Origin of the sequence: Sinorhizobium sp. B11 (assembly GCA_039725955.1) — a bacterium.
Lineage (GTDB): Bacteria > Pseudomonadota > Alphaproteobacteria > Rhizobiales > Rhizobiaceae > Rhizobium.
On record CP091034.1, the window covers coordinates 1,806,623 to 1,827,501 of the forward strand.

Genomic DNA, 20,879 nt, shown 5'->3' on the forward strand with positions numbered 1-20,879 from the left:
GGTGGCAAAGGCCCGTCTCAAGACCGATGAAATCGAACGGATCGTCGATATGCTGACTTCGTGGCGCGGCGATCTAACCTGGGATCGATTACTGCAGCGCGTGGAAAAGCTTCTCCGCCGCAGCTTTACACGACAAGGCCTTGCCAAGCAGGAGAATATCCAGACGGCGTATCAGCAGGCCAAGGATCGTTTGCGGACAGATAAGCCGCGTGATACGGCGCCGCGGCCTGAAATCGAACTCTTGCAGAACACCATTGAAAGCCTAAGAGCAAAGATTGCCGTGATCGAGGCCGAGAAGGGCCGCTTCGAGGAGAAGTTCGCGACATGGCTTTACAACGCGCGGAGCCGTGGCATCTCAGAGTTGGACCTGAACAGACGACTGCCTGACGTGGACCGCGACGGGAGTGTGAAGGAACGATGAGCCAGAACTCCTTCCAACAGATCAGTGAGGAGCACTTCATCCGCCTCGAGGCCTACCTCGAAAAGATAGAGGCCGCTGGCCTGAAGCTGCCAAGCCGGGGCGGTAAGGTCAACAAGACGGCCGTCGCCACAGCGTGCGGGTTCAATCGGGAGACGTTCACTCAGAACAAGCGCTTCGAGAGGAGGCTCAGCGATGCAGTCGTCGCGCTGGGGCTTGATGGGCCAGCCGCTCCAGAGCCGCCGCGACGGGACGGAGCCGACAAGGCGCGTATCACCATTCTTGAGCAGCAGCTCGCCTCACTACGCGGTGAGAACTACGAGCTGCGGCGGAGGTTGGCAAGGTATGAGCATGCCACCTTGACAGGCAAGCGTGTGATCCCATGACGAAAATGCCACGCGGGCATCACATCGTGGAATTCCTCGCCTCTCGACCGGAGTTCGTCGGCGTCGGTAAGGCCACTGCCCAGCGTCTGTGGGAGACGTTCGGACCAGACCTCTATGCGATTCTTGGGGACGGCGATTTCCACCGCCTGTCGGAACTGCTCGACCGCAATCAGGCCGCAATCGTCGTCGAGGCCTGGCGCAATCAGCAGGCGCTCGCCGACTGTGTAGTGTTCTTCGACGAGCAGGGGATCGAGCTGAACGTCGCCCGTAAAGCCGTCGCCTTCTGGGGCGACGAGGCCGTCTCGAAGATGAAGGACAACCCTTACCGGCTGCTGACCGTCTGCACATGGCCGCAGGTCGACAGGGTGGCTACGGCTTTGGGCGTCAGCGGGAGCGACCCCCGTAGGCTCGTTGCTGCTGTAGAGAGCATCCTTTACGACCGCCTCGACCGAAAACATACCTGGTGCGGGGGACCAGTTCTGGTGGGTCTGGTGGCGAAACGACTGTGCGTGTCCGAAGAAGATGCTTTGACGGCGGTGGAACTTGCTGTCTCCGACGGGGCCGCGATCTCTATTGACGGTGGTTTTCAGCCTGCCGGCGCGGCCTACATGGAGAGATTCATCGAAGCCCGGATCGACGCCCATGTCCGGCGCACCGTCGGCAATGACCTGTTCCTCGACGGCATTCGCTCCGAAGACGTCGCCAGCTTCCTCGCGAGGTTCGATCCATCAAGATCTCTGACGAACGAGCAATGCGACGCAGTCGGAATGGCTTTGAAGAACGCCTTCTCCCTCCTTATCGGCGGCGCCGGCGTAGGCAAGACCACTACGCTCCGCGCAATCAACGCAGGTGCCCGCCACTTCGGCATGAACGTCTTTCAGCTCGCCATCGCCGGACGGGCCGCGGGACGGATCGCCGAGGCGACGGGAAGGCCTGCACAGACCGTTGCGTCCTGGCTGAAGGGCGTCGCCGATGGGCGTATCGAGCTCGGTCGACACACCCTCGTGGTAGTCGACGAGGCTTCGATGCTCGATCTTCCTACGCTCTACCGTATACTCTTTCATCTTCCGGAAGACGCCCGCTGCCTTCTGGTGGGTGACACGGCTCAGCTCCCGCCGATCGGTTTCGGTCTCACCTTGCATCGTCTCGTCCTGGAGAGTCGGATACCGAAGACAGAACTCACCAGGATTCTAAGGGCGTCGGAGGAAAGCGGCATTCCTCGGGTTTCCGTCGCTATACGCGAGGGCCGGGCCCCGCAAGTTCCGTCGTATAACCGCGAGCGAGCAGGCTGCACTTTTGCGGATGCGCCCGAGGCCCGCATCGTCGAAACCATCGAAGACATTCTTCACGATCTCCAGAGCGAGGAGGTGCAGGTCGTGGCGGCAGTATATGGCGGCGTCGCGGGAATCGATTTTATCAATGCTCATTTCCACGCTCTGAGAACGAATGCCGGATTCAGCGCCATGAATGGATTTGCCGAAGGCGACCCATGCATCTGGACTGTCAACGACTACGACCGCCACCTGTGGAACGGATCGATGGGAGTGGTGGACGGCTTCTATGGTGATAGCGTCGTCGCCGTATTCGACGGGAAGAGGCACTCAATCGGCGCTGGCGAGATCCAGAAGCTCAGCCTTGCCTACTGCATCAGCGTCCATAAGGCTCAGGGCAGCCAGTTCCGGAACGTGGTCATGCCCGTCCTGCCGACGGCGAATATGGATCGAGCAATGATCTACACGGCCATAACAAGGGCTATCGACAGGGTCATCCTCGTGGGGTCAGAAGCCGGGTTTGGCAGGGGGGTCAGACCAGATCCGAGGTCGCTCGACAGAGACGTGTCCCTGAGGCTCAGATCGAATGAACCGGCGGCTCATTCCCTCTCGAGCGAAGCCTGAAAGCGAGTCCAGGCCGGTTCGAGTTGCACCGGCGCACGTCGATCGGAAACTTATCATGAAAGAAAACACCGCCCACATGGAGGTATTCACGTCCGTCTTCTTCGACGCAACGCTGCACTTTCTTACGCTTCCCGATGGCAGCCACGACGAGGCCTGGGACGTCCTAGGGATCGAAAGACTGATGGACAAGCATCTCGGAAGTGACGCCGGAGACGCGAAACATTTCTTCCGCCGCGTTGATCAGTTATTCCCGGCCGACTACGAAATGACCGTAACGATCAGAGACGCCGATATTTATCACATTACGATTACCTGCGATGGGAAGACTGAAGTATACCCTAATCGGTTCGTCTTTTTTGAGTCATGATCGATCGAGTCGATCCAAATTGGTCATGTACCAGGGGCAGACGTCCTCGACCGGCACGCCCATGCCGTGCGGGATATCTCAGCCGGATACTCTCTCGGTTGCCGTTTCTAGCGGGACATGAACTACTGCAGTGGAACATAATGATTCTCGCGGGCCGACATGGCGACGATTCGAAAGATCGAAATACTGAATTTCCGTGGCATTCAATCGTTGGTGTGGCATCCGCAACCGGGATTGAACTGCTTGATCGGCCCTGGCGATGGCGGCAAGTCCACCATCCTCGACGCGATCGACCTCTGCGTAGGTGCGAGACGGACGGCCCAGTTCACGGATGCAGATTTCCATGCGCTGAAAGTGGGCGCCCCGATCGACATCTCCATCACTCTGGGCGACCTCGCGCCACCCCTTATGTCAGTCGAGACTTATGGGATCTATCTTCGCGGCTTCGACAAGGACAAGATGGAAATCCACGACGAGCCTACGGTCGGTCTGGAAACCGTCATCACGCTGAACTTGCGCGTGGAGAGCGATCTCGAGCCTGTCTGGTCGCTCCAATCCGATCGGGCTGCAGCCGCCGGCCAGAGCAGGAATCTTTTGTGGTCGGACCGTGTCGACCTCGCGCCCGTTCGCATCGGAGCCCTATCCGACCATAATCTCTCATGGCGTCGAGGTTCCATCCTCAACAAGCTTTCCGACGAGACCGCCGACGCCTCGACGGCGCTCCTGGCCGCGGCGCGGGAGGCGAGGAAGGTCTTTGGCAAGGACGCCGACAAGAACCTGACCAAGGCGCTGGACATCGTCACTACCGTGGCGGGAGAGCTTGGCATTGACGTCGGTGCAAAGGCCCGCGCGGAGCTGGAAGCGCATGCGGTCTCCGTGACTGCCGGCACGATCTCGCTGCACGACGAGGTGGGCGTTCCGCTCAAGAAGCTGGGAATCGGTTCGTCTCGCCTGATGATTTCTGGGCTGCAGCAGAGGAACGCGAGCAAATCTTCGCTCCTGCTCGTGGACGAACTCGAGCACGGGTTGGAACCACATCGGATCATCCGCTTCCTAGGGAACCTCGGCGCCAAGAACAAGGATTCGAAACTCCAGGTCTTCGTCACGAGCCACTCGCCGATCGCCGTCCGGGAGCTCGCCGTCGGGCAGCTATTCATCGTTCGCAAAATCGCCGGCGGCCATCACGTGCTATGGGCGGGCGATCATCCTGATCTGCAAGGAACCCTCAGGGTCCATCCAGAGGCCTTCCTGGCTCGCTCCGTGCTGGTATGCGAGGGGGCGAGTGAAATAGGCCTTGTGCGAGGCGTTGACCAATACCTGTCGGACGCCGGGAAGAAGTCCATGCACGCCGAGGGCACCTGCCTTGTCGACGCAGGTGGCTACAAGAAGATAATGTCCCGTGCCCAGGCCTTCCAGAGGATGGGATACCGTACCGCAACGTTCCGCGACGACGACTATCGTCCCGAAGAAGTCGAGGAGACGGCCTTCGAGGCTTTGGACGGCAGGATCTTCAAATGGCGCGAGGGCAAGAAGCTGGAGGTGGAGCTGTTCGAGAGCCTGCCCGTGAAGGCGGTAGAAATCCTTCTGTATAGATCCTTGGAGGACAGGTCCGAGCAGGAAGTCGACAGCCAGCTCAGAAGCTACTCCGACAACAAGGTGACGCTCGAGGTTGTGCGAAAGGAAATCGGAGAAGGGGAACTGAGCGCTGCAAGTAGGTTTGCGCTTGGAAATGCCGCCGGGGGAAACAAGGAAGGCAAGAAGAGCTGGTTTAAGACCGTGTCCGATATGGAGGAGATCGGCCGGGACGTCATCGTGCCCTACTGGGCGGAATCCGACCAGGATTTCCGAAAGATCGTGAAGGCGCTTCGGGACTGGACCATCAATGGCTGATCACGAGATCGACCTTCTCGATATCCGTTGTGGCTCGGTGACGGCGCCGGCGGGATGCGGCAAAACCCAGCTTATTGCGGATTCCCTTGCAAGGCATTCCGGGAATAAACCGATACTGATCCTCACGCACACGAATGCAGGCGTCGCCGCACTTCGAGCGAGGCTGGAACGTGCCGAAGTCCGTGCGTCGTCGTACCGGCTTGCCACGTTGGACGGTTGGGCGCTCAGAATGCTAAAAACGTTTCCAGGCCGGTCCGGAATCGATGCCAGGCATCTGGATCTGAAGACTCCTGGAAAGGACTACCCGGCAATCAAAAACGCGGTGGTCGAACTTCTACACGGCCAGCACATCGACGACATTCTGGCCGCCAGCTATTGCCGGCTGATCGTCGACGAGTATCAAGACTGCGGCCGGGAGCAGCACGTCATCGCCTGCCATCTCTCCGGCATCCTCCCCACGGTCGTGCTTGGGGATCCGATGCAGGAGATTTTTAGTTGGAACGGCGACCACCCGGACTGGAACGACGACGTCTGCTCGAACTTCTTTGAGGTCGGTGAACTGAAGACGCCATGGCGGTGGATCAACGCGGGCGCAAAAAATCTTGGAGAGTGGCTGCTCGAGGCTCGCAAGACCCTTCTGGCAGGAAACCAGATTGACCTTCGGAACGCCCCCGCGGAGGTCGAGTGGGTTCATCTCGACGGTGATGACGACGAAAAGAAACGGCGCCGGGCCTGCAACGCGAGATCACCGCAGCGCGGAGGCGAGGTCCTGATTATGGCCGCGGGAAATCAGAAGAGGCTTCAGCAGCGGATCGCCATGCAGACGCCCGGAGCGGTAACAGTAGAGGCGGTGGACCTCACCGACCTGACTGACTTTGCCGCAGGTGTCGTCCTCGACCGGCCCGGTGATCTTGAATACGTACTGTCCTTCGCCTCGCAACTCACCACGCAGGTATCTAAGGACGAGCTGATGAGGCGGGTCTCCGTCCTCGAGCGAGGCGCCGGGCGCAAGGATGTGACCGCTTCGGAGCTCGCGGCCATCGACTACAAAGCGACGGGCTCTGCGCAGCATCTCATCGATCTCTTCAAAGCGCTGGAAAACAACCCAGGGGCAAGAACCTACCGACCGGAGATCCTCCGCGTCTGCATCAACGCTTTACGCTCGTCCGCTCCGAATGAACCCGACGGATTTCTTGCAGCGGCCATCCGCATCCGCGAGCAGAGCAGGATGCTGGGACGGTGCGTGCCGCCACGCGCGGTCGGCAGTCCGCTTCTGTTCAAGGGGCTGGAGGCCGACGTTGCCGTCATCCTGGATGCTTCTGACTTCGACAACGTTCCAGAGAGGAACATGAAGAACCTCTACGTCGCGATTACGAGGGGCTCTAAGAAACTGGTGGTATGTTCGACAAGTCCGCTTGTGGGCTAGTAACACCAGGGCTTTTTCTTAGACGATCTCCCGCGGGCTCCTGCGGCATGATCGACGCCGGAGGATCTTGATCGGTGCTGCAGTACGGTTAAGGGCGAAATGACAACGGACTGACCTTCGCCAGTCCGTCGTCGTTCACACGGTCATCGCCGTCCCCGGCTGTACCGTGATTGGCCTATAGCATGGAAATCGTTCACGCGAAATATCCTAGCGGGTGAATGCCGGCCCCAGGGGCCGGCAGAGGGGCGGCAATGAGCCCCTCGATTTCCGCTTCCCTGTAACGGTTGGTCGCCCTGTGGCCCCGCACGCGCCTCGATATCGAAGTAGCGCAGCTAACCCATCTTCGTCCCAGAGCGAGGCTTCAATTTTACAGGCGGAAGGCGACTTAGTTGGGCATCATCTTCGACTAGATTGTTGTTAATGAGGCCCCATCCTCTACCGTTCTCCGGCGGCAGGAAGACGATGCCGTTGTTGGTGTAGAACTTCGTTAGTTCCGCTGCGGAATTCAGCATCACGGCCATACCGCGTTCCACCCTTTGGATGCTTGATCGCGAAAGTCCAGAATGCACCTCAACCATCTCTTGGCTTAGGCCAAGGAATTCCCTTGCAAGCTTCATCATGATCGGTGGCGGTAGCAACATAAGGATTCAATTGCATGGATCCTATTGCTCGGCAAATCAGCCGAAAAGGATCTTGACGACTGACGCCTTAGGCGTCAGTTAAGACGCCATAGGCGTCGCTGAATGCTATCGTCGAATCCTTTGTCCGGATCGGAGACCGAATCATGACTGATGCTCTGCTAAGGGAGGCGCAACGCCTCGAGTGTCTACTGCGCGGCCTGAGTCTCCAGGAGAGCGACTTCAGAGTCGACGGGACCGTCGATGTACCGGCGCATCGAGATCACAAGAACTGCCCTCGCAGGGCGCCCTGTTTGGAGAGAATGGTGGACGGCCATCATACGCTGCCGGGCGGGAGCCGCGAGCTCCACACGTTTCTGAAGCAAGATGGAAAGTTGTATGCGCGAACGTTAAACACTTCGTCCCGGCTGCGAACATTTGTCGGCTCGAGGTACGCGGCATGAAGCACCGGATCTCACCTAGTGCCTTCGCGGAGCTGCGGAAGAACCTCGGCTACTTTCTTGCATACAGCTCGCTGCGAGCCACCCTTCGACCTTTTGAACAGTTCAGAGGCAATGTTCGTGGAATTCTGATTGTCGTTGTCGATGAGGTTTGGATCGACCGGTACGGTCGTGCTGCGGAACTCCTAATGACAGGGCAGCGCCGGACCCTTTTGTCGTCGCGAGAGGCGTCGCGAAGGATTGTCCAGGTACTGAGGCCGTCCACGAAACCGAAGTCGATTGATTGGATCGATCCGTTAGGCCCTCATCGCCAGTTGATGATCGTGACGACTTCGGTGGACTTGGTGCCAATGACGCTACTGAAGGCCGCGGACGTCATTGTCAATACGTTTCCACCAACCGCACGTCAGATGGCAGCAGGGCGCCGTCTCGCCGGGCTGCCAGCACTTCCATCTGATCTACTTCAGGAGCTTACGAGGGCTGATCTCGGCGTTATCGGCGCTCTCATCGGCAGACGCGCACTGTCAAAGGAAGATCTGCAGAACACTGCGGCTAGACACGGTAGTTCTTCTGCGAAGCCCCTCAGCGAGGTACCTGGTTTTTCCAACGTGCGTCCGTGGGTACAGGCGCTGGCTCGAGACCTAGAGGATTGGAAGGCCGGCACGCTTACCTGGAAGGACATTGACCATGGGGCGCTTCTCATAGGCCCTCCAGGAACAGGTAAGACATTCTTCGCCTCGGCACTGGCCGCCGAACTTCGTGTACCCCTTGTCGCGACGTCGGTCGCAGCCTGGCAAGCCAGCGGAGATGGCTACCTAGGAGATATGCTGAGAGCAATGCGGGCGTCCTTCGCGGAGGCACGCAGGAGCAAGTGCGCCGTTCTCTTCGTTGACGAGCTCGACGGGATCGGCCGGCGTAGATCCGGTGGGAAGAACGCTTATTACGAGTCCAACGTCGTCAACTGTTTTCTGGAGCTGACGGACGGGCTTGTTGATGTTGAGGGTGTCATCCTGCTCGGTGCCACTAATAGATTCGAAGACATTGACTCGGCGGTCATTCGTTCCGGCCGGTTCGAAGAGCATTTCCACATCGATCTTCCGGATGAAAATGAGCGGGCGGCCATACTAGCCCATCACTTGGCGGGAGCCGTCGATGCAGCGGAGATTCGCAAGGCTACGGACGCTCTTCGATCCGCGACACCGGCTGATTTACAGAGGCTTGCCCGGAAGGCTAAGCGCGCGGCCCGAATCCATGGGCGGATGGTCACTGCCGAAGACATTAAGGCAAGCCTCCCCCAGAAAACAAAGCTTCCGGAAGCGGTGGTTCTGCGAACGGCTGTTCACGAATGCGGGCACGTATTGGTCGCGCTGGCCTCTAAGCTGGTGGGGGATATCGTTGTGGAACTGGAGGAGAGCGTTTCTGATCAAGGATTCGACGTACAAGAAGGAGGTCGGGTGCATTATCGAATGATTGACGAGATCCTTCCGACGGAAGCGACTTTGCTGGCTCGCATCCGGATTTCGCTAGCAGGCATGGCGGCCGAAGAGGTAGTTCAAGGAAGCCGATCCATCGGCGGTGCTGGCGTTACCGGCTCCGACATCGAAACTGCGACGACAATTGCAGCGCAGATGGTTCTATCCTACGGAATGGGCAAGAATATGCGGTTCTATGCCGATAGGAGCAGAATTGGCGGCCTCTGGCCCGTACCTCCAGAACTGACTCAAGAGATCAACGCCATCCTGGCTCGCGAGTACCGCGCCGCAAAGGAGCTTCTGATCAAGGAGAAGCCCAGGCTGATGCGGCTAGCAGCCGAGCTTGTTGTGGATAGGAGGATGGAGTTTAAGCGAGCGGAAACCGCGTCCCGATAGTCCAGCGACCTGTTCTCCGCCGCCCGCAGGCGAAGAGCGGAAAGACTGCAGAATTCGATGAGGCTCTTCGGTCGCTTCTTTGGAACCGGCACGCTGTTCATCAGGCAGCCAATGACTGTCGGCACGCTCATCGTGGAGGACAGCACCGTGGCACCTGGGTCGACGCCGGGACTTAAGGCGTCGAATCTTTCAGGGGCCGCGCAGATTACAGAGAAGGGTGTTGCCACGCTGGAAGGGCAGCCGACGCGTCCCTAAACGTCTTGGACACCTTCCACCCATTATCTTCGGTCGGCCGGGCTCGAGTCGGCGAAATTCGACCGCGCATTAACGCTATCACCATCGATCGCCAGGGAACTGCGGTTAACTCCTCTTGTCGACCGCGAGCTCAAGGTTGGCCGGCTGCACTTCGGCACCGTCCACATGACAAACGGGAATCCCGAGATGATGTCCGACGGCGAATGGCTAGTCGCCAAGGCGGCCAGAAACATCTTGTTCGCATGCAAGTAGCCCAGCACAGTAACAGCGGCGTACCGCTCGTGGCCCTCACGAGTGCCGCTGCAGAAGAGGCATCAGCTAGGGCCTCACAACCAGCACTTGGGCTTTAAGGGATTGATCCAGCTTTGACCGATTCAATGACAGGGGAAGAACGGCGGAAGCTCCTACGGAACTTGACGCTATCAATACAAACGGTCATTTCGTGCGGACATGCCATGCGTGTTGCCGTGGCCGACATGCTCCAAGATTTCGAAAACCTGCGAGAACTCGCAGAGGGGGATCCGGAGGCAAACAGTTTGTGCGAAAAACTGGAGAGCGTCGTGGAAAGCGACATCGATCAGAACCGTAAAGTTTTCGGGATGTTAGGGCTCAGTATTCGAGAAAAAAATGATTAAGGCTATCGCCTGTAGTGGCATCCTCTGCCGTCCGCAGATACTTCGTGATATCTGTGAAATCTTTCACTGATCTCTTTCCCCGTTGATGCAATTCCGGAATGGCTAGGTTACAACCTCAAGGAATGCTTCATGGACCGGAGGCACCTGAGATATCTTAGTCCTGCGGGATAGAGGCAATCGATGAGACTGCTACGGAATAGCGGCACGGACCGTGTAATCGACCAGCTTCGTGACTGGCTCCGGACGGGTACAGCGATCGACCTTATGTCGCCACAGTTTTCGCTGCATGCCTTCGCGGAACTCCGAGACATATGGGAAAAGCCAGGTAATGTCAGGCTGCTTCTCGGCGAACCGAGATTGCTCGTTGAGCACCTTTTCGGTGGACCTACCGACATTCCCTATCGCAACAGGCTTCAGGGAAGATGGCTCGCTCGCGCTGCCCAGGATTGGATTAGGAGGCAGGCTGAGATCCGGTATGCGGTTGCCGCCCCTCCACAGTCCATGTTGGTAGTGCATGGCGACGCCGCACCACGTGCTCTTCTTGGCACTTGCGCCTTTACGACTGAGGGATTCGGCGTCACGCCGAGCGCACAACTCGGTCTGGTACAGGTCGCCGACAGCAGCAACGAAGCAACCGTCTTCGAAGAGTGGTTTCAAGCCAACTGGAGCGCAATAAAGCCTCAGTCACTCCACGAAGACGTTTTCACAGCCTATCTCGGCGAAGCGGCGTCGCAACGCGCTCCTTCCCTCATTTACTTCAAGTTTTTGTTCGATCTATTCAAGGATCTAGGCGACGAGCTCGACGAAGAACGGATTGTGAAATCCGCAACGGGTATCCGCAACACGACCGTATGGAAAAGGCTCTTCAAGTTTCAGCGCGACGGCGTCGTCGGCGCGATCGATAAGCTTGAACGCATCGGCGGTTGCATCATTGCCGATAGCGTAGGTTTGGGTAAAACTTTCGAGGCGCTCGCAGTCATCAAGTACTATGAGTTACGCAACGACCGAGTCCTTGTCCTCTGTCCAAAGCGGCTGCGCGACAACTGGACGCTGTACAAAGCCAATGACAATCGCAACGTACTTGCCGGTGACCGCTTCAATTTCGACGTCCTGAATCACACCGATCTGTCCCGCGATGGCGGGACCTCGGGGGACATCGATCTCTCGCATGTGAACTGGGGCAACTACGATCTTGTAGTCATCGATGAATCTCATAATTTCCGTAACAAGTCGACACACAAGGATCGCGATACGCGCTACGACCACCTGATGAACCGCATCATCAAGTCTGGCGTGAAGACCAAAGTCCTGATGCTTTCCGCAACTCCGGTTAACAACAGGCTAGCTGACCTGAAGAACCAGATTGCCTTCATGACCGAGGGCAACGATCTCGCTCTGTTCGGTCACGGCATTTCCAGCATTGAAGCGACGATCCGGAAGGCGCAGGGGCAGTTCAATCGTTGGCTCGACCTGCCTGAGGTCGAGCGCCGGCCTTCGCGTCTCATGGACATGCTAGGCTTCGACTACTTCAAGCTCCTCGATATGCTGACCATCGCCAGGTCTCGCAAGCATGTGCAGCGGTATTATGGCACTGCCGAGACCGGTGAGTTTCCGGATCGGCTCCGACCCATTAACATCAAGGCAGACGTTGATCTGGCGGGCGAGTTCCGACCGATCCGCGAGATCAACAACGAGATTAGGCGTCTTACGCTAGGCGCCTACGCTCCGTTGCGGTATGTCCTTCCCAACAAGCAGGTCGCCTACGACGAGAAATACAGCACCAAGATTCGCGGTGGCGAAAGCTATTTTCGCCAGGTGGACCGGGAAGAGAGCCTAATCCACCTGATGCGCGTCAATCTTCTGAAGCGCATGGAAAGCTCTGTCGCTTCATTCGCGCTCACTATTGAACGGCAGTTGGGCGACATCAACGCTCTTCTCGCCAAGATTGGCTCCCACGCGGAGTCTATCGATGAATTGATGATCGACGACGTGGACATCGACGATCCTGCCTTCGAGGCGCTTCTCGTTGGCCGGAAGGTGAAGGTTCTGCTGCAGGATGTGGATCGAGTTCGTTGGAGCCAAGATCTCGTCGAGGATCGTAATCGGCTGGCGACCCTTCTATCGGCGGCCCAAGCTGTGACCGAGGACCGCGACTCCAAGCTTGCCGAGCTGAAAAAACTTATCGCGCTTAAGGTCGGTGCGCCGATAAACGGCGAGAATCGCAAAATTCTGCTATTCACCGCTTTCGCGGACACCGCCGACTATCTTTACCGGGAGCTTGCTTCCTGGGCGTATGAAGCCCTCGATATCCATGCTGCCGTCGTGACCGGCACCGGAGCCAACAAGACGACCCTGTCTCGTCTGCGCTCCGACATGAGTTCGATCCTAAGTGCCTTTTCACCTCGCTCGAAGGAGAGACCGGCGGACCTCGCTGGAGAAGGGGAGATTGACCTTCTAATCGCCACCGACTGCATTTCTGAAGGCCAGAACCTTCAGGATTGTGACTTCCTTATCAACTACGATATTCATTGGAACCCAGTTCGCATAATCCAGCGTTTCGGCCGCATCGACCGTATTGGCTCGACGAACACCTGCATCCAGCTTGTGAATTTCTGGCCCAATATAGAACTCGACGAGTATTTGGATCTCGAATCCCGCGTCAGCGGGCGCATGGTACTGCTCGACGTATCTGCCACCGGCGAGGAGAACGTCATCGAGTTCCAGGCCGGAAATCAAATGAACGACTTGGAATACCGCCGTGCCCAGTTGCAGAAGCTCCAGGACGCGGTGATCGACCTTGAAGATCTTTCCAGCGGCGTGTCCATCGCCGACCTCACGCTCAACGATTTTCGCGTCGATCTGGCCGGGTACATTCGGGAGAACCGTGAACGCCTCGAATCCTTGCCGCTTGGTTCTTACGCCGTCGTGGCTTGCCCGGATGATCTACCTGGAAATACGGAATATGCCATACTACCTGGCGCGATCTTCTGCCTCCGGGCTGTGGGCGAAGTGGCGGAACGCGCTGCGGAGCCGGGCTATCCTTTGAGCCCGCATTATGTCGTGCATGTCAGCGAGGCCGGGGAGGTGCTCTTTTCCTACACTCAAGTCAAGCAGGTACTCGACCGGCTCAAGAAGGTCTGCATCGGCCGCGACCTTCCCGACGCCGGGGCGTGCGCCCGCTTTGACAAGGCCACCCGCTTCGGCCGAGACATGGAGACCTACCAGAAGCTCCTGTCGCGGGCAGTCGCATCCGTAGTCGGCAAGAGCGAAGAACGTGCGGTTGCTAGCCTGTTCTCACCTGGAGGTACGCATGCCCTCAAGGGCGAGTTTGCCGGTATCAATGATTTCGAGGTTGTTGCCTTTCTTATCATTGCGTCAGAAGCGGAAACGGCATGACGGCCGACGCGAACATGCGTGTCGTTGTCGATGCGCTAGGCTTGCCGGTCGGCGCACGTGTGGACGCCCGCGTACCCAAAAAGCTGTTGGTCGACCAAGGCGCCCCGACGCCAGCCGACAGACGTGCCGTTCAGGACGGAATCGCAGAGCTGCAATGGTTTGCCGCTTGTAAGCCAACGACCATTGGCGTGCCATCCTTCACAGACGATACAAGGGAATATCTTGAGATTGCCGTTGTAGGATGTGTTTTTCCGACCAGGCGCCAAAGCAGTCCGGTTGATTGAATTGATCCACCGCGCCATCCCATATCCGGTCCTTCTTGTGACCGCTGATGAGAACGGCATAGCCGTATCAGCAGCGCACAAGCGGCGGGCACAGAACGAGGCAGCACGCGTGGTCATAGAAGGGGTCGTCGCCGCTACCGGCTTGAAGTTCGGCGCAAGCCATCCGGTGCAAGCGGCATTCCTCAATAGCCTGCTACTGGCACAGCAGCCTCGAGGCAATCTCTACGACCTCTATGCCGGCTGGCTAAGCCGTATAGAGGCTCTGCTTGCCGGACGTTTGACAGGCGTCTTCAGCGCGATTGAGGATGGTGAAGCGATTGAAGAGCGCCGGAAGGCACTCGAAGAACATAAGCGTCTGTCCCAGGAAGCGGCTCGGCTAAAGGGGCTGGCCGGCCGCGCGAAGCAGCTTCGCCAAAAAGTCGATCTCAATAACCAGCTTCAGCTCGTCAATGACAAGCTTTTACGGCAAAGAAACATTTTAGTCGGGGGGGCGTGAAGTGAAGGCGCTAGTGCTATGGAGGCGCATAAGCTCAACAGATTTTAGAGCGATGAATGGAAACGCCTCTCCCCATGGAAGAGGGGGAGGCGCAATGCATATTGCGCTGGGTGTCTGCTCCAGCGGCTTTCCTATAGACGACTTTCTTGACGCGTCTGGGAAGACCGAAGCGGTCATTTCCGCTGCGGCGGACCCAGCACAGACAATAGCCATGCAGTTGGCCTTCGACGGAAACCCGAACCGACGAGGCGGCGAGTGGCGTATTCGCGATCAATACAGTCATCGACATCCCGCCTGGAATTTGTCGGCAGGCTTCCCGAACACCTACGACCCGAACAACCCGCCCTTCATATTAATCTTCAGACTCGGGAAGTCTTTTCACGCGCGTTTCGCTCTCGAAAAACAACTGATAGCGCTGAAGGCCATCAGCGGCTCAGTGCGAATGTTCGTCGCCAACACTGGTATTGCCGTCGCGCCCTCTGTCCTGCTAACTGCCTTGAAGGTACCCGATCCAAGCCGGTTTGACGATTTTCTCTCGCAAGCTGATACCGTCAGTGTGGACGATTTTGATCCCAAGAACATTCCTGACGGCAGGAGACGCATCATCGCCTCGGTCATACGTAGGCTTGGCCAGCAAGCGTTCCGTCGCAAATTGGTTTCGGCATATGCCGGACAATGCGCTATCACACGGTGCAAAACTCTTTGGGTACTGGAAGCCGCGCATATCTCGCCATATAGAGGTATTAAGACGAATCTCGTGACAAATGGGCTGCTCCTGCGAGCAGATGTTCACACACTGTTTGATCTCGCGTTGATCTCCGTGGAACCCAAGTCGCTGGTCGTCAAGACCTCTCGATTGCTCAAGGGATCCCAATATGAGTCGCTTGACGGCAGAGGTCTGAGTTTGCCGGCGAAAGCGTCAGTCCATCCCAATACCGCAGCACTTGAGTATCATTTCAGTCAGTTTCACGGGTAGCCAAGCAGTAAACGACATAATAGCCGACCCCTTCAGCATGCGAGATACGAATGACTACAGATAACCAGAAATGGGATGCACTGGAAAAGCATAGCGCCGACCCGGTCGCTGAAAACGTTGCGGTGTTGAAAACGTTGTTTCCAGAGGCGTTTGCTGATGGTGACCTCGACTGGAACATCTTACAGGATCTGCTTGGAAAGCCTGGCGATCGACGTGATGAGAAATTTGGCTTAAACTGGCACGGAAAAAGGCGGTCGCGCCAGATTGCTCTCACCCCCTCGACGGGCACTCTACTTCCGTTCCCTAATGAAAGCGTAGATTGGGCGACAACTCGCAACTTGCTGATCGAGGGCGACAATCTCGAGGTCTTGAAACTGCTGCAAAGAAGCTTCTCTGGCAAGGTGAAGCTCATATACATCGATCCTCCATATAACACGGGAAACGACTTCGTTTACTCAGATAACTATACTGATAGCATCAAGAATTATCTTGAGGTTACAGGGCAAGTCGAGAGTGGGATGCGAACGAGTTCGAATACGGAAACGTCTGGCAGATTCCACACTGACTGGCTGAATATGATGTATCCTCGACTAAAAGTCGCGAGGACACTTCTTCACCCTGACGGCGTGATCCTCGTATCTTGCGACGATGGAGAGGTAGCAGACCTTCGGCTCATCCTAAACGAAATATTCGGTGAGGAGAACTTCGTCGCACAGTTCGTCTGGAAAGCGCGTCAGTTCACCGACGCGCGAGCAAACACGAACGTGTCCACTGATCATGAATACATTCTGGCCTATTCCCGCGATGAGAACTTTTCACTGAGGGGGGTAGGGCGCGACGAATCCAAGTTCTCCAATCCAGACAATGATCCCCGTGGGGATTGGATGAGTCGAAGCATTCTTGGGCTTGCCACGCGGGATCAGCGACCAAATTTGCACTACGACATTTTAGAGCCGTCGACCGGTCGTGTGTTTCCGCCCAGCCCTTCGACAGGATGGCGCTACTCAAAACAGAAAATGGAGGAGCTGATCTCGCAGGGCAAAATTCTGTTTCCCAAAAGCGACCAGGGAAGACCGCGCGAGAAGAAATTTCGTCAAGAGATGCGAGCCGAATTCATTGCATTCCGGTCGATCATAGACGGTGTTCACACCGCTGACGGTACCCAGGAAATTCGGTCCTTGTTCGGTAGTGACGTCTTTCAGTTCCCCAAACCCACAGGTTTGATTTCCAGCCTCATTGAGCAGGTCACGACAGACGGAGACATTATCCTCGACTTCTTCGCCGGATCAGGAACGACCGGACACGCCTCACTCAAGCAAAATGCAGCAGAGAACGCTGCACGGAGATATATTCTCGTGCAGCTTCCGGAGCTCCTCGACCCCAACAACAGAGAGCAGAAAGTTGCAGCGGAGTTTTGCGATAGCCTCGGTGTGCCACGAAGATTATCTGAGCTGACTAAGGAAAGATTGCGTCGCTGCTCTAAGCAAATAAGCGATGCAAACTCGCTATTCAAAGGAGACTATGGCTTCCGTGTATTCAAGCTTGCGCACTCAAATATCCGAGCTTGGGCACCGGAGCCGTCCGATCTGGAGGGCACGCTTCTAGCTAATGCTGAGCACCTAGTCCAGGGACGCAAAGAGCAGGACGTGCTCTACGAACTGCTGCTGAAGCTTGGCCTCGATCTCTGTGTCTCCATGGAGGAAAGGCAGATCGCGGGCAAGACCGTTCACGCGATTGGGGGCGGCGCACTGATCGTTTGCCTTGCCGACGGCCTGACCAAAGATGTCGTCGAAGAACTTGGCAACGGCGTTGTCGCGTGGCGTGCGGCCCTCGCGCCGGCCGTCGATACCCGTGTCGTCTTCAAGGATTCCGGCTTCTCTGATGACGTGGCCAAGACCAATATGGCGGCCATCCTGAACCAGAACGGTATCCACGACGTGAGGAGCCTGTGATGAGCTCGGTTCCGTTTATCACCTTCGCCTACGGCTCCAACATGTCAACCGCCCGCATCCGGGCACGATGCCCGTCTGCGCGGTTCTTGGGCGTTGCCGAACTGCCCGGCTACCAGCTTCGCTGGCACAAGAAGAGCAAGGATGGCTCGGGCAAATGCGACATCGTGCGTACCGACCTCTCGGGCACATCGGTATTCGGCGTCTTGTATGAGATTGCCGGCGATGAGAAGGCCGACCTTGACAAAGCCGAGGGCTTGGGTTCCGGCTATGACGAAACTGAGATCGAGGTACATTACGGCCCTGACTTGCTCGCTGTGAAAGCATACGTGGCGACAGATACCGACCCGGCGCTGAAACCTTATAGCTGGTATCGCGCGCTCGCTGTTGCAGGTGCGAAGGAGCACGGCCTTCCCGCCGATTACATCGAGAGCATGGCGTCGGCCCATGCCAACGAAGACCGCGACCGGACGCGTCACGACCAAAACATGCGTATTATAGGCGAGGTGCAGGCATGAAACTGCATTTCGAACCCGACCTAGACTATCAGCACACCGCAATTGAGGCTGTATGTGACCTGTTTCGGGGCCAGGAGATCAACCGCACCGAATTTACTGTCACACACGCCGCCCAGACGGCGGTGCCCAGGGAGAACTCGGTTTCGCCGAAAACGAGCGCGGTATCGGCAATCGGCTTACGTTGCTCGATGACGAGATCATAGGTAATCTCAAGGAGATCCAGTTGCGCAACGGCCTGCCGCCATCCGCAGGCCTAACCTCCGGCGACTTTACCGTCGAAATGGAGACGGGAACCGGAAAGACCTATGTCTATCTCCGCACGATCCTTGAGCTGAACAAGCGCTTCGGCTTCACAAAATTCGTTATTGTCGTGCCATCCGTGGCGATCAAGGAAGGCGTCTACAAGACGCTTCAGATCACGGAGGAGCATTTCAGGGGCCTCTATTCCGGCCAGCCCTTCGACTATTTCCTCTATGATTCCGCCAAGCTCGGCCAGGTGCGCAACTTCGCCACCAGCCCGACCATCCAGATCATGGTGGTGACCGTAGGGGCCATTAACAAGAAAGACGTAAACAACCTCTATAAGGACAGCGAGAAGACCGGCGGCGACGCGCCGATCGACCTTATCCGCGCGACCCGGCCTGTCATCATCGTGGACGAGCCGCAAAGCGTGGACGGCGGTCTCGAGGGGCGCGGCAAGCAGGCCCTCGGCGAGATGCACCCGCTCTGCACGCTGCGCTATTCCGCAACCCATGTGGACAAGCACCACATGGTCTACCGCCTCGATGCTGTGGACGCCTACGACCGCAAGCTAGTCAAGCAGATCGAGGTCGCTTCGCTAGAAGTGGAAGGCGGACACAACAAGGCGTATCTGCGCTTTGTGTCGGCCAGCAACGCGCGCGGCACAGTGACGGCGAAGGTCGAGGTGGACCGCGCCATCGGCAACGCGGTACGTCGCGACATGATTACAGTCCAAGATGGTTTTGATCTCGAAGACGAAACGGGACGGGCGATTTATAAGGGCTGCCGTATCGGCGAAATCCGCGTGGCCGGCGAGGAGTCCTTGTTGGAGGTGAAGACCGACGGCTCGGAATCTTTCCTCCGTGTCGGCGAGGCCATTGGCGACGTGGACGCCAACGCGATCAAGCGGCTGATGATCCGCCGCACGATCCACGAGCACCTCGAAAAGGAAAAGCGCCTAGCCCCCCTCGGCATCAAGGTGCTGAGCCTATTCTTCATCGACGCCGTCGAGCATTACCGCTCCTACGACGGCGACGGGAACGCGGTGAAAGGCAAATACGCCACAATATTCGAGGAGGAATATCAGCGTGCCGCGAAACACCCTGACTTTGCCAGCCTGTTCGAGGAAGTTGACGTGATCTCTGACGCCGAGGAGGTGCATAACGGCTATTTTTCCATCGACAAGAACAAGCGGTGGACCGACACGGCCGAGAACAATCAGGCCCACCGTGACAATGCCGAGCGCGCCTACAACCTCATCATGAAGGATAAGGAGAAGCTGCTGAGTTTCGACACGAAGCTCAAGTTCATCTTCTCCCACTCCGCCCTGAAAGAGGGGTGGGACAACCCCAACGTATTCCAGATTTGCGCGCTGCGCGAGATCGGCACAGAGCGCGAACGTCGGCAGACAATCGGCCGTGGTTTGCGACTCTGCGTCAACCAGAAGGGCGAGCGGCGTCGCGGATTCGATGTCAATACGCTTACGGTGATCGCCACCGAAAGCTACGAGGCTTTTGCCGAGAACCTGCAAAAGGAAATCGAGGCCGACACCGGTATCCGATTTGGCGTCGTCGAGAAGCACCAGTTTGCGATTATCCCGATCCAGAAAGAGGATGGCACCACGGTGATGTTGGGATTCGATGAGTCCGCCGCGATCTATGAGTGGCTCAAAGGCGAGGGATTCATCGACTCCAGGGGTAAGGTGGAGGATAAGCTGCGAATGGCTATCAAGGACGGCACCTTGACCTTGCCCGCCGCGCACGCTGCCCATCTGCCGCACGTCAGGGAAGTCCTGCGCAAGATCGCTGGTCGGCTGGAAATCAAGAACGCCGACGACCGCAAGCCGGTCAGGGTGCGTAAGGAAATCTACCACAGCGCCGAATTTCAAGCGCTTTGGGATCGGATCAAGCACAAAACAACTTATCGCGTTCATTTCGACAACGCCAAGCTCGTCGCGGATTGCGTTAAGGCGATTGCCGAGGGGGCGCCGATCTCGAAGGCGCGTGTGACGATACGCAAGGCCGATCTCGCTATCGGCCAGGGTGGCGTACTTGCCACCGAAACATCGACCTTCGGTCCAGTCACCATAGAGGAGGGAGACATAGTCCTGCCCGATGTGCTGACTGATCTGCAAGACCGCACACAGTTGACGCGCCGCAGCCTTGTCACCATCCTGACGGAAAGTGGCCGGCTGAACGACTTCAAGCGCAACCCGCAAGCGTTCATCGAGCAAGCGGCAGAACTTATCAACCGTGCCAAGCGTCTCGCAGTTGTGGACGGGATTAGGTACCAACGTGTCGGCGACAACGATTTCTACGCCCAGGAGTTGTTCGAGCAGGAGGAACTGATCGGCTACCTAAAGAACATGCTTGAGAACACGAAGAAGTCAGTGTTCGAGCACGTCATCTATGATTCCGCCGGCGTCGAGCGCACCTTCGCTGAGCAACTCGAAAAGAATGACGCGGTGAAGGTATATGCCAAGCTTCCTGGGTGGTTCAAAGTTCCGACCCCCCTTGGGGGCTATAATCCCGATTGGGCGGTGCTAGTGCAGATCGACGGGCAGGAGCGTTTGTACTTTGTTGTAGAAACAAAGGGCAGCCTGTTTGCCGACGAGCTCCGCGATCAGGAGGTTGCAAAGATCGCTTGCGGCGCGGCACATTTTCATGCGTTGGCGATGGATCGCGACCCGGTCCTGTATGTGAAGGCGACAAAGCTAGGCGACGTTCTGGACCATGCGTAGTCAGCGTGGCGCGAACGGGAGGAAGGTCATTATCTTGCGATGGATCCAGTCCAGTGATGTGT

General features: G+C 57.4%; 14 protein-coding genes and 1 pseudogene. All 15 read left to right on the forward strand.

Features of this window, described 5'->3' with window-relative positions; all coding sequences use genetic code 11:
- Position 1 precedes the first annotated feature (1 nt).
- The 15 genes and pseudogenes from LVY75_18795 (at position 2) to LVY75_18865 (ending at position 20,817) form a co-directional block, all read left to right on the forward strand.
- Positions 2-421 carry a hypothetical protein gene (locus LVY75_18795; GenBank protein XAZ25210.1) on the forward strand — a complete coding sequence of 140 codons (420 nt, stop codon included), beginning with the start codon at positions 2-4 and terminating at the stop codon, positions 419-421.
- Positions 418-804 (forward strand): hypothetical protein, encoded by a 387-nt coding sequence (locus tag LVY75_18800; protein ID XAZ25211.1) that lies wholly within the window; start codon positions 418-420, stop codon positions 802-804. Before LVY75_18795 ends, LVY75_18800 begins: the two co-directional genes overlap by 4 nt.
- Before the next feature lie 26 nt (positions 805-830).
- Complete coding sequence (locus LVY75_18805) at positions 831-2,699, forward strand: ATP-dependent RecD-like DNA helicase (protein XAZ25212.1); 1,869 nt, start codon at positions 831-833, stop codon at positions 2,697-2,699.
- Positions 2,700-2,754: 55 nt separating this feature from the next.
- Entirely contained in the window at positions 2,755-3,066 is a 312-nt protein-coding gene (locus LVY75_18810) for a hypothetical protein (protein XAZ25213.1), read from the forward strand.
- 159 nt (positions 3,067-3,225) lie between these two features.
- Positions 3,226-4,956 carry an AAA family ATPase gene (locus LVY75_18815; GenBank protein XAZ25214.1) on the forward strand — a complete coding sequence of 577 codons (1,731 nt, stop codon included), beginning with the start codon at positions 3,226-3,228 and terminating at the stop codon, positions 4,954-4,956.
- Positions 4,949-6,382 (forward strand): AAA family ATPase, encoded by a 1,434-nt coding sequence (locus tag LVY75_18820; GenBank protein XAZ25215.1) that lies wholly within the window; start codon positions 4,949-4,951, stop codon positions 6,380-6,382. Before LVY75_18815 ends, LVY75_18820 begins: the two co-directional genes overlap by 8 nt.
- A 1,428-nt stretch (positions 6,383-7,810) precedes the next feature.
- Entirely contained in the window at positions 7,811-9,328 is a 1,518-nt protein-coding gene (locus LVY75_18825; GenBank protein XAZ25216.1) for an AAA family ATPase, read from the forward strand.
- A 57-nt stretch (positions 9,329-9,385) separates the two neighbouring features.
- On the forward strand, positions 9,386-9,583 hold the full coding sequence (locus LVY75_18830; GenBank protein XAZ25217.1) for a hypothetical protein: 198 nt from the start codon (positions 9,386-9,388) through the stop codon (positions 9,581-9,583).
- Between the two features lie 455 nt (positions 9,584-10,038).
- The gene (locus tag LVY75_18835; protein XAZ25218.1) at positions 10,039-10,218 is read left to right on the forward strand and encodes a hypothetical protein; all 180 of its coding nucleotides are present in this window, start codon (positions 10,039-10,041) and stop codon (positions 10,216-10,218) included.
- A gap of 264 nt (positions 10,219-10,482) precedes the next feature.
- Complete coding sequence (locus tag LVY75_18840) at positions 10,483-13,614, forward strand: SNF2-related protein (GenBank protein XAZ25219.1); 3,132 nt, start codon at positions 10,483-10,485, stop codon at positions 13,612-13,614.
- A 14-nt stretch (positions 13,615-13,628) separates the two neighbouring features.
- Positions 13,629-14,394, forward strand: a pseudogene (locus tag LVY75_18845) (DUF4391 domain-containing protein).
- A gap of 94 nt (positions 14,395-14,488) precedes the next feature.
- Positions 14,489-15,370 (forward strand): HNH endonuclease, encoded by an 882-nt coding sequence (locus LVY75_18850; protein ID XAZ25220.1) that lies wholly within the window; start codon positions 14,489-14,491, stop codon positions 15,368-15,370.
- A 50-nt stretch (positions 15,371-15,420) separates the two neighbouring features.
- Positions 15,421-17,322 (forward strand): site-specific DNA-methyltransferase, encoded by a 1,902-nt coding sequence (locus LVY75_18855; protein ID XAZ25221.1) that lies wholly within the window; start codon positions 15,421-15,423, stop codon positions 17,320-17,322.
- Positions 17,322-17,837: a gamma-glutamylcyclotransferase gene (locus tag LVY75_18860; GenBank protein ID XAZ25222.1), complete on the forward strand. Its 516-nt coding sequence runs from the start codon at positions 17,322-17,324 to the stop codon at positions 17,835-17,837. The genes LVY75_18855 and LVY75_18860 overlap by 1 nt, the downstream gene beginning before the upstream one ends.
- Positions 17,838-18,060: 223 nt before the next feature.
- The gene (locus LVY75_18865; protein XAZ25223.1) at positions 18,061-20,817 is read left to right on the forward strand and encodes a DEAD/DEAH box helicase family protein; all 2,757 of its coding nucleotides are present in this window, start codon (positions 18,061-18,063) and stop codon (positions 20,815-20,817) included.
- Positions 20,818-20,879 lie beyond the last annotated feature (62 nt).

Bases quoted from the DNA above. Each gene is read 5' to 3' on its own strand.
- LVY75_18825 (XAZ25216.1), top strand. From the start codon at position 7,811: ATGACGCTACTGAAGGCCGCGGACGTCATTGTCAATACGTTTCCACCA.
- LVY75_18860 (XAZ25222.1), top strand. From the start codon at position 17,322: ATGAGCTCGGTTCCGTTTATCACCTTCGCCTACGGCTCCAACATGTCA.
- LVY75_18815 (XAZ25214.1), top strand. From the start codon at position 3,226: ATGGCGACGATTCGAAAGATCGAAATACTGAATTTCCGTGGCATTCAA.
- LVY75_18810 (XAZ25213.1), top strand. From the start codon at position 2,755: ATGAAAGAAAACACCGCCCACATGGAGGTATTCACGTCCGTCTTCTTC.
- LVY75_18835 (XAZ25218.1), top strand. From the start codon at position 10,039: ATGCGTGTTGCCGTGGCCGACATGCTCCAAGATTTCGAAAACCTGCGA.
- LVY75_18830 (XAZ25217.1), top strand. From the start codon at position 9,386: ATGAGGCTCTTCGGTCGCTTCTTTGGAACCGGCACGCTGTTCATCAGG.
- LVY75_18850 (XAZ25220.1), top strand. From the start codon at position 14,489: ATGCATATTGCGCTGGGTGTCTGCTCCAGCGGCTTTCCTATAGACGAC.
- LVY75_18820 (XAZ25215.1), top strand. From the start codon at position 4,949: ATGGCTGATCACGAGATCGACCTTCTCGATATCCGTTGTGGCTCGGTG.
- LVY75_18800 (XAZ25211.1), top strand. From the start codon at position 418: ATGAGCCAGAACTCCTTCCAACAGATCAGTGAGGAGCACTTCATCCGC.
- LVY75_18840 (XAZ25219.1), top strand. From the start codon at position 10,483: ATGTCGCCACAGTTTTCGCTGCATGCCTTCGCGGAACTCCGAGACATA.
- LVY75_18855 (XAZ25221.1), top strand. From the start codon at position 15,421: ATGACTACAGATAACCAGAAATGGGATGCACTGGAAAAGCATAGCGCC.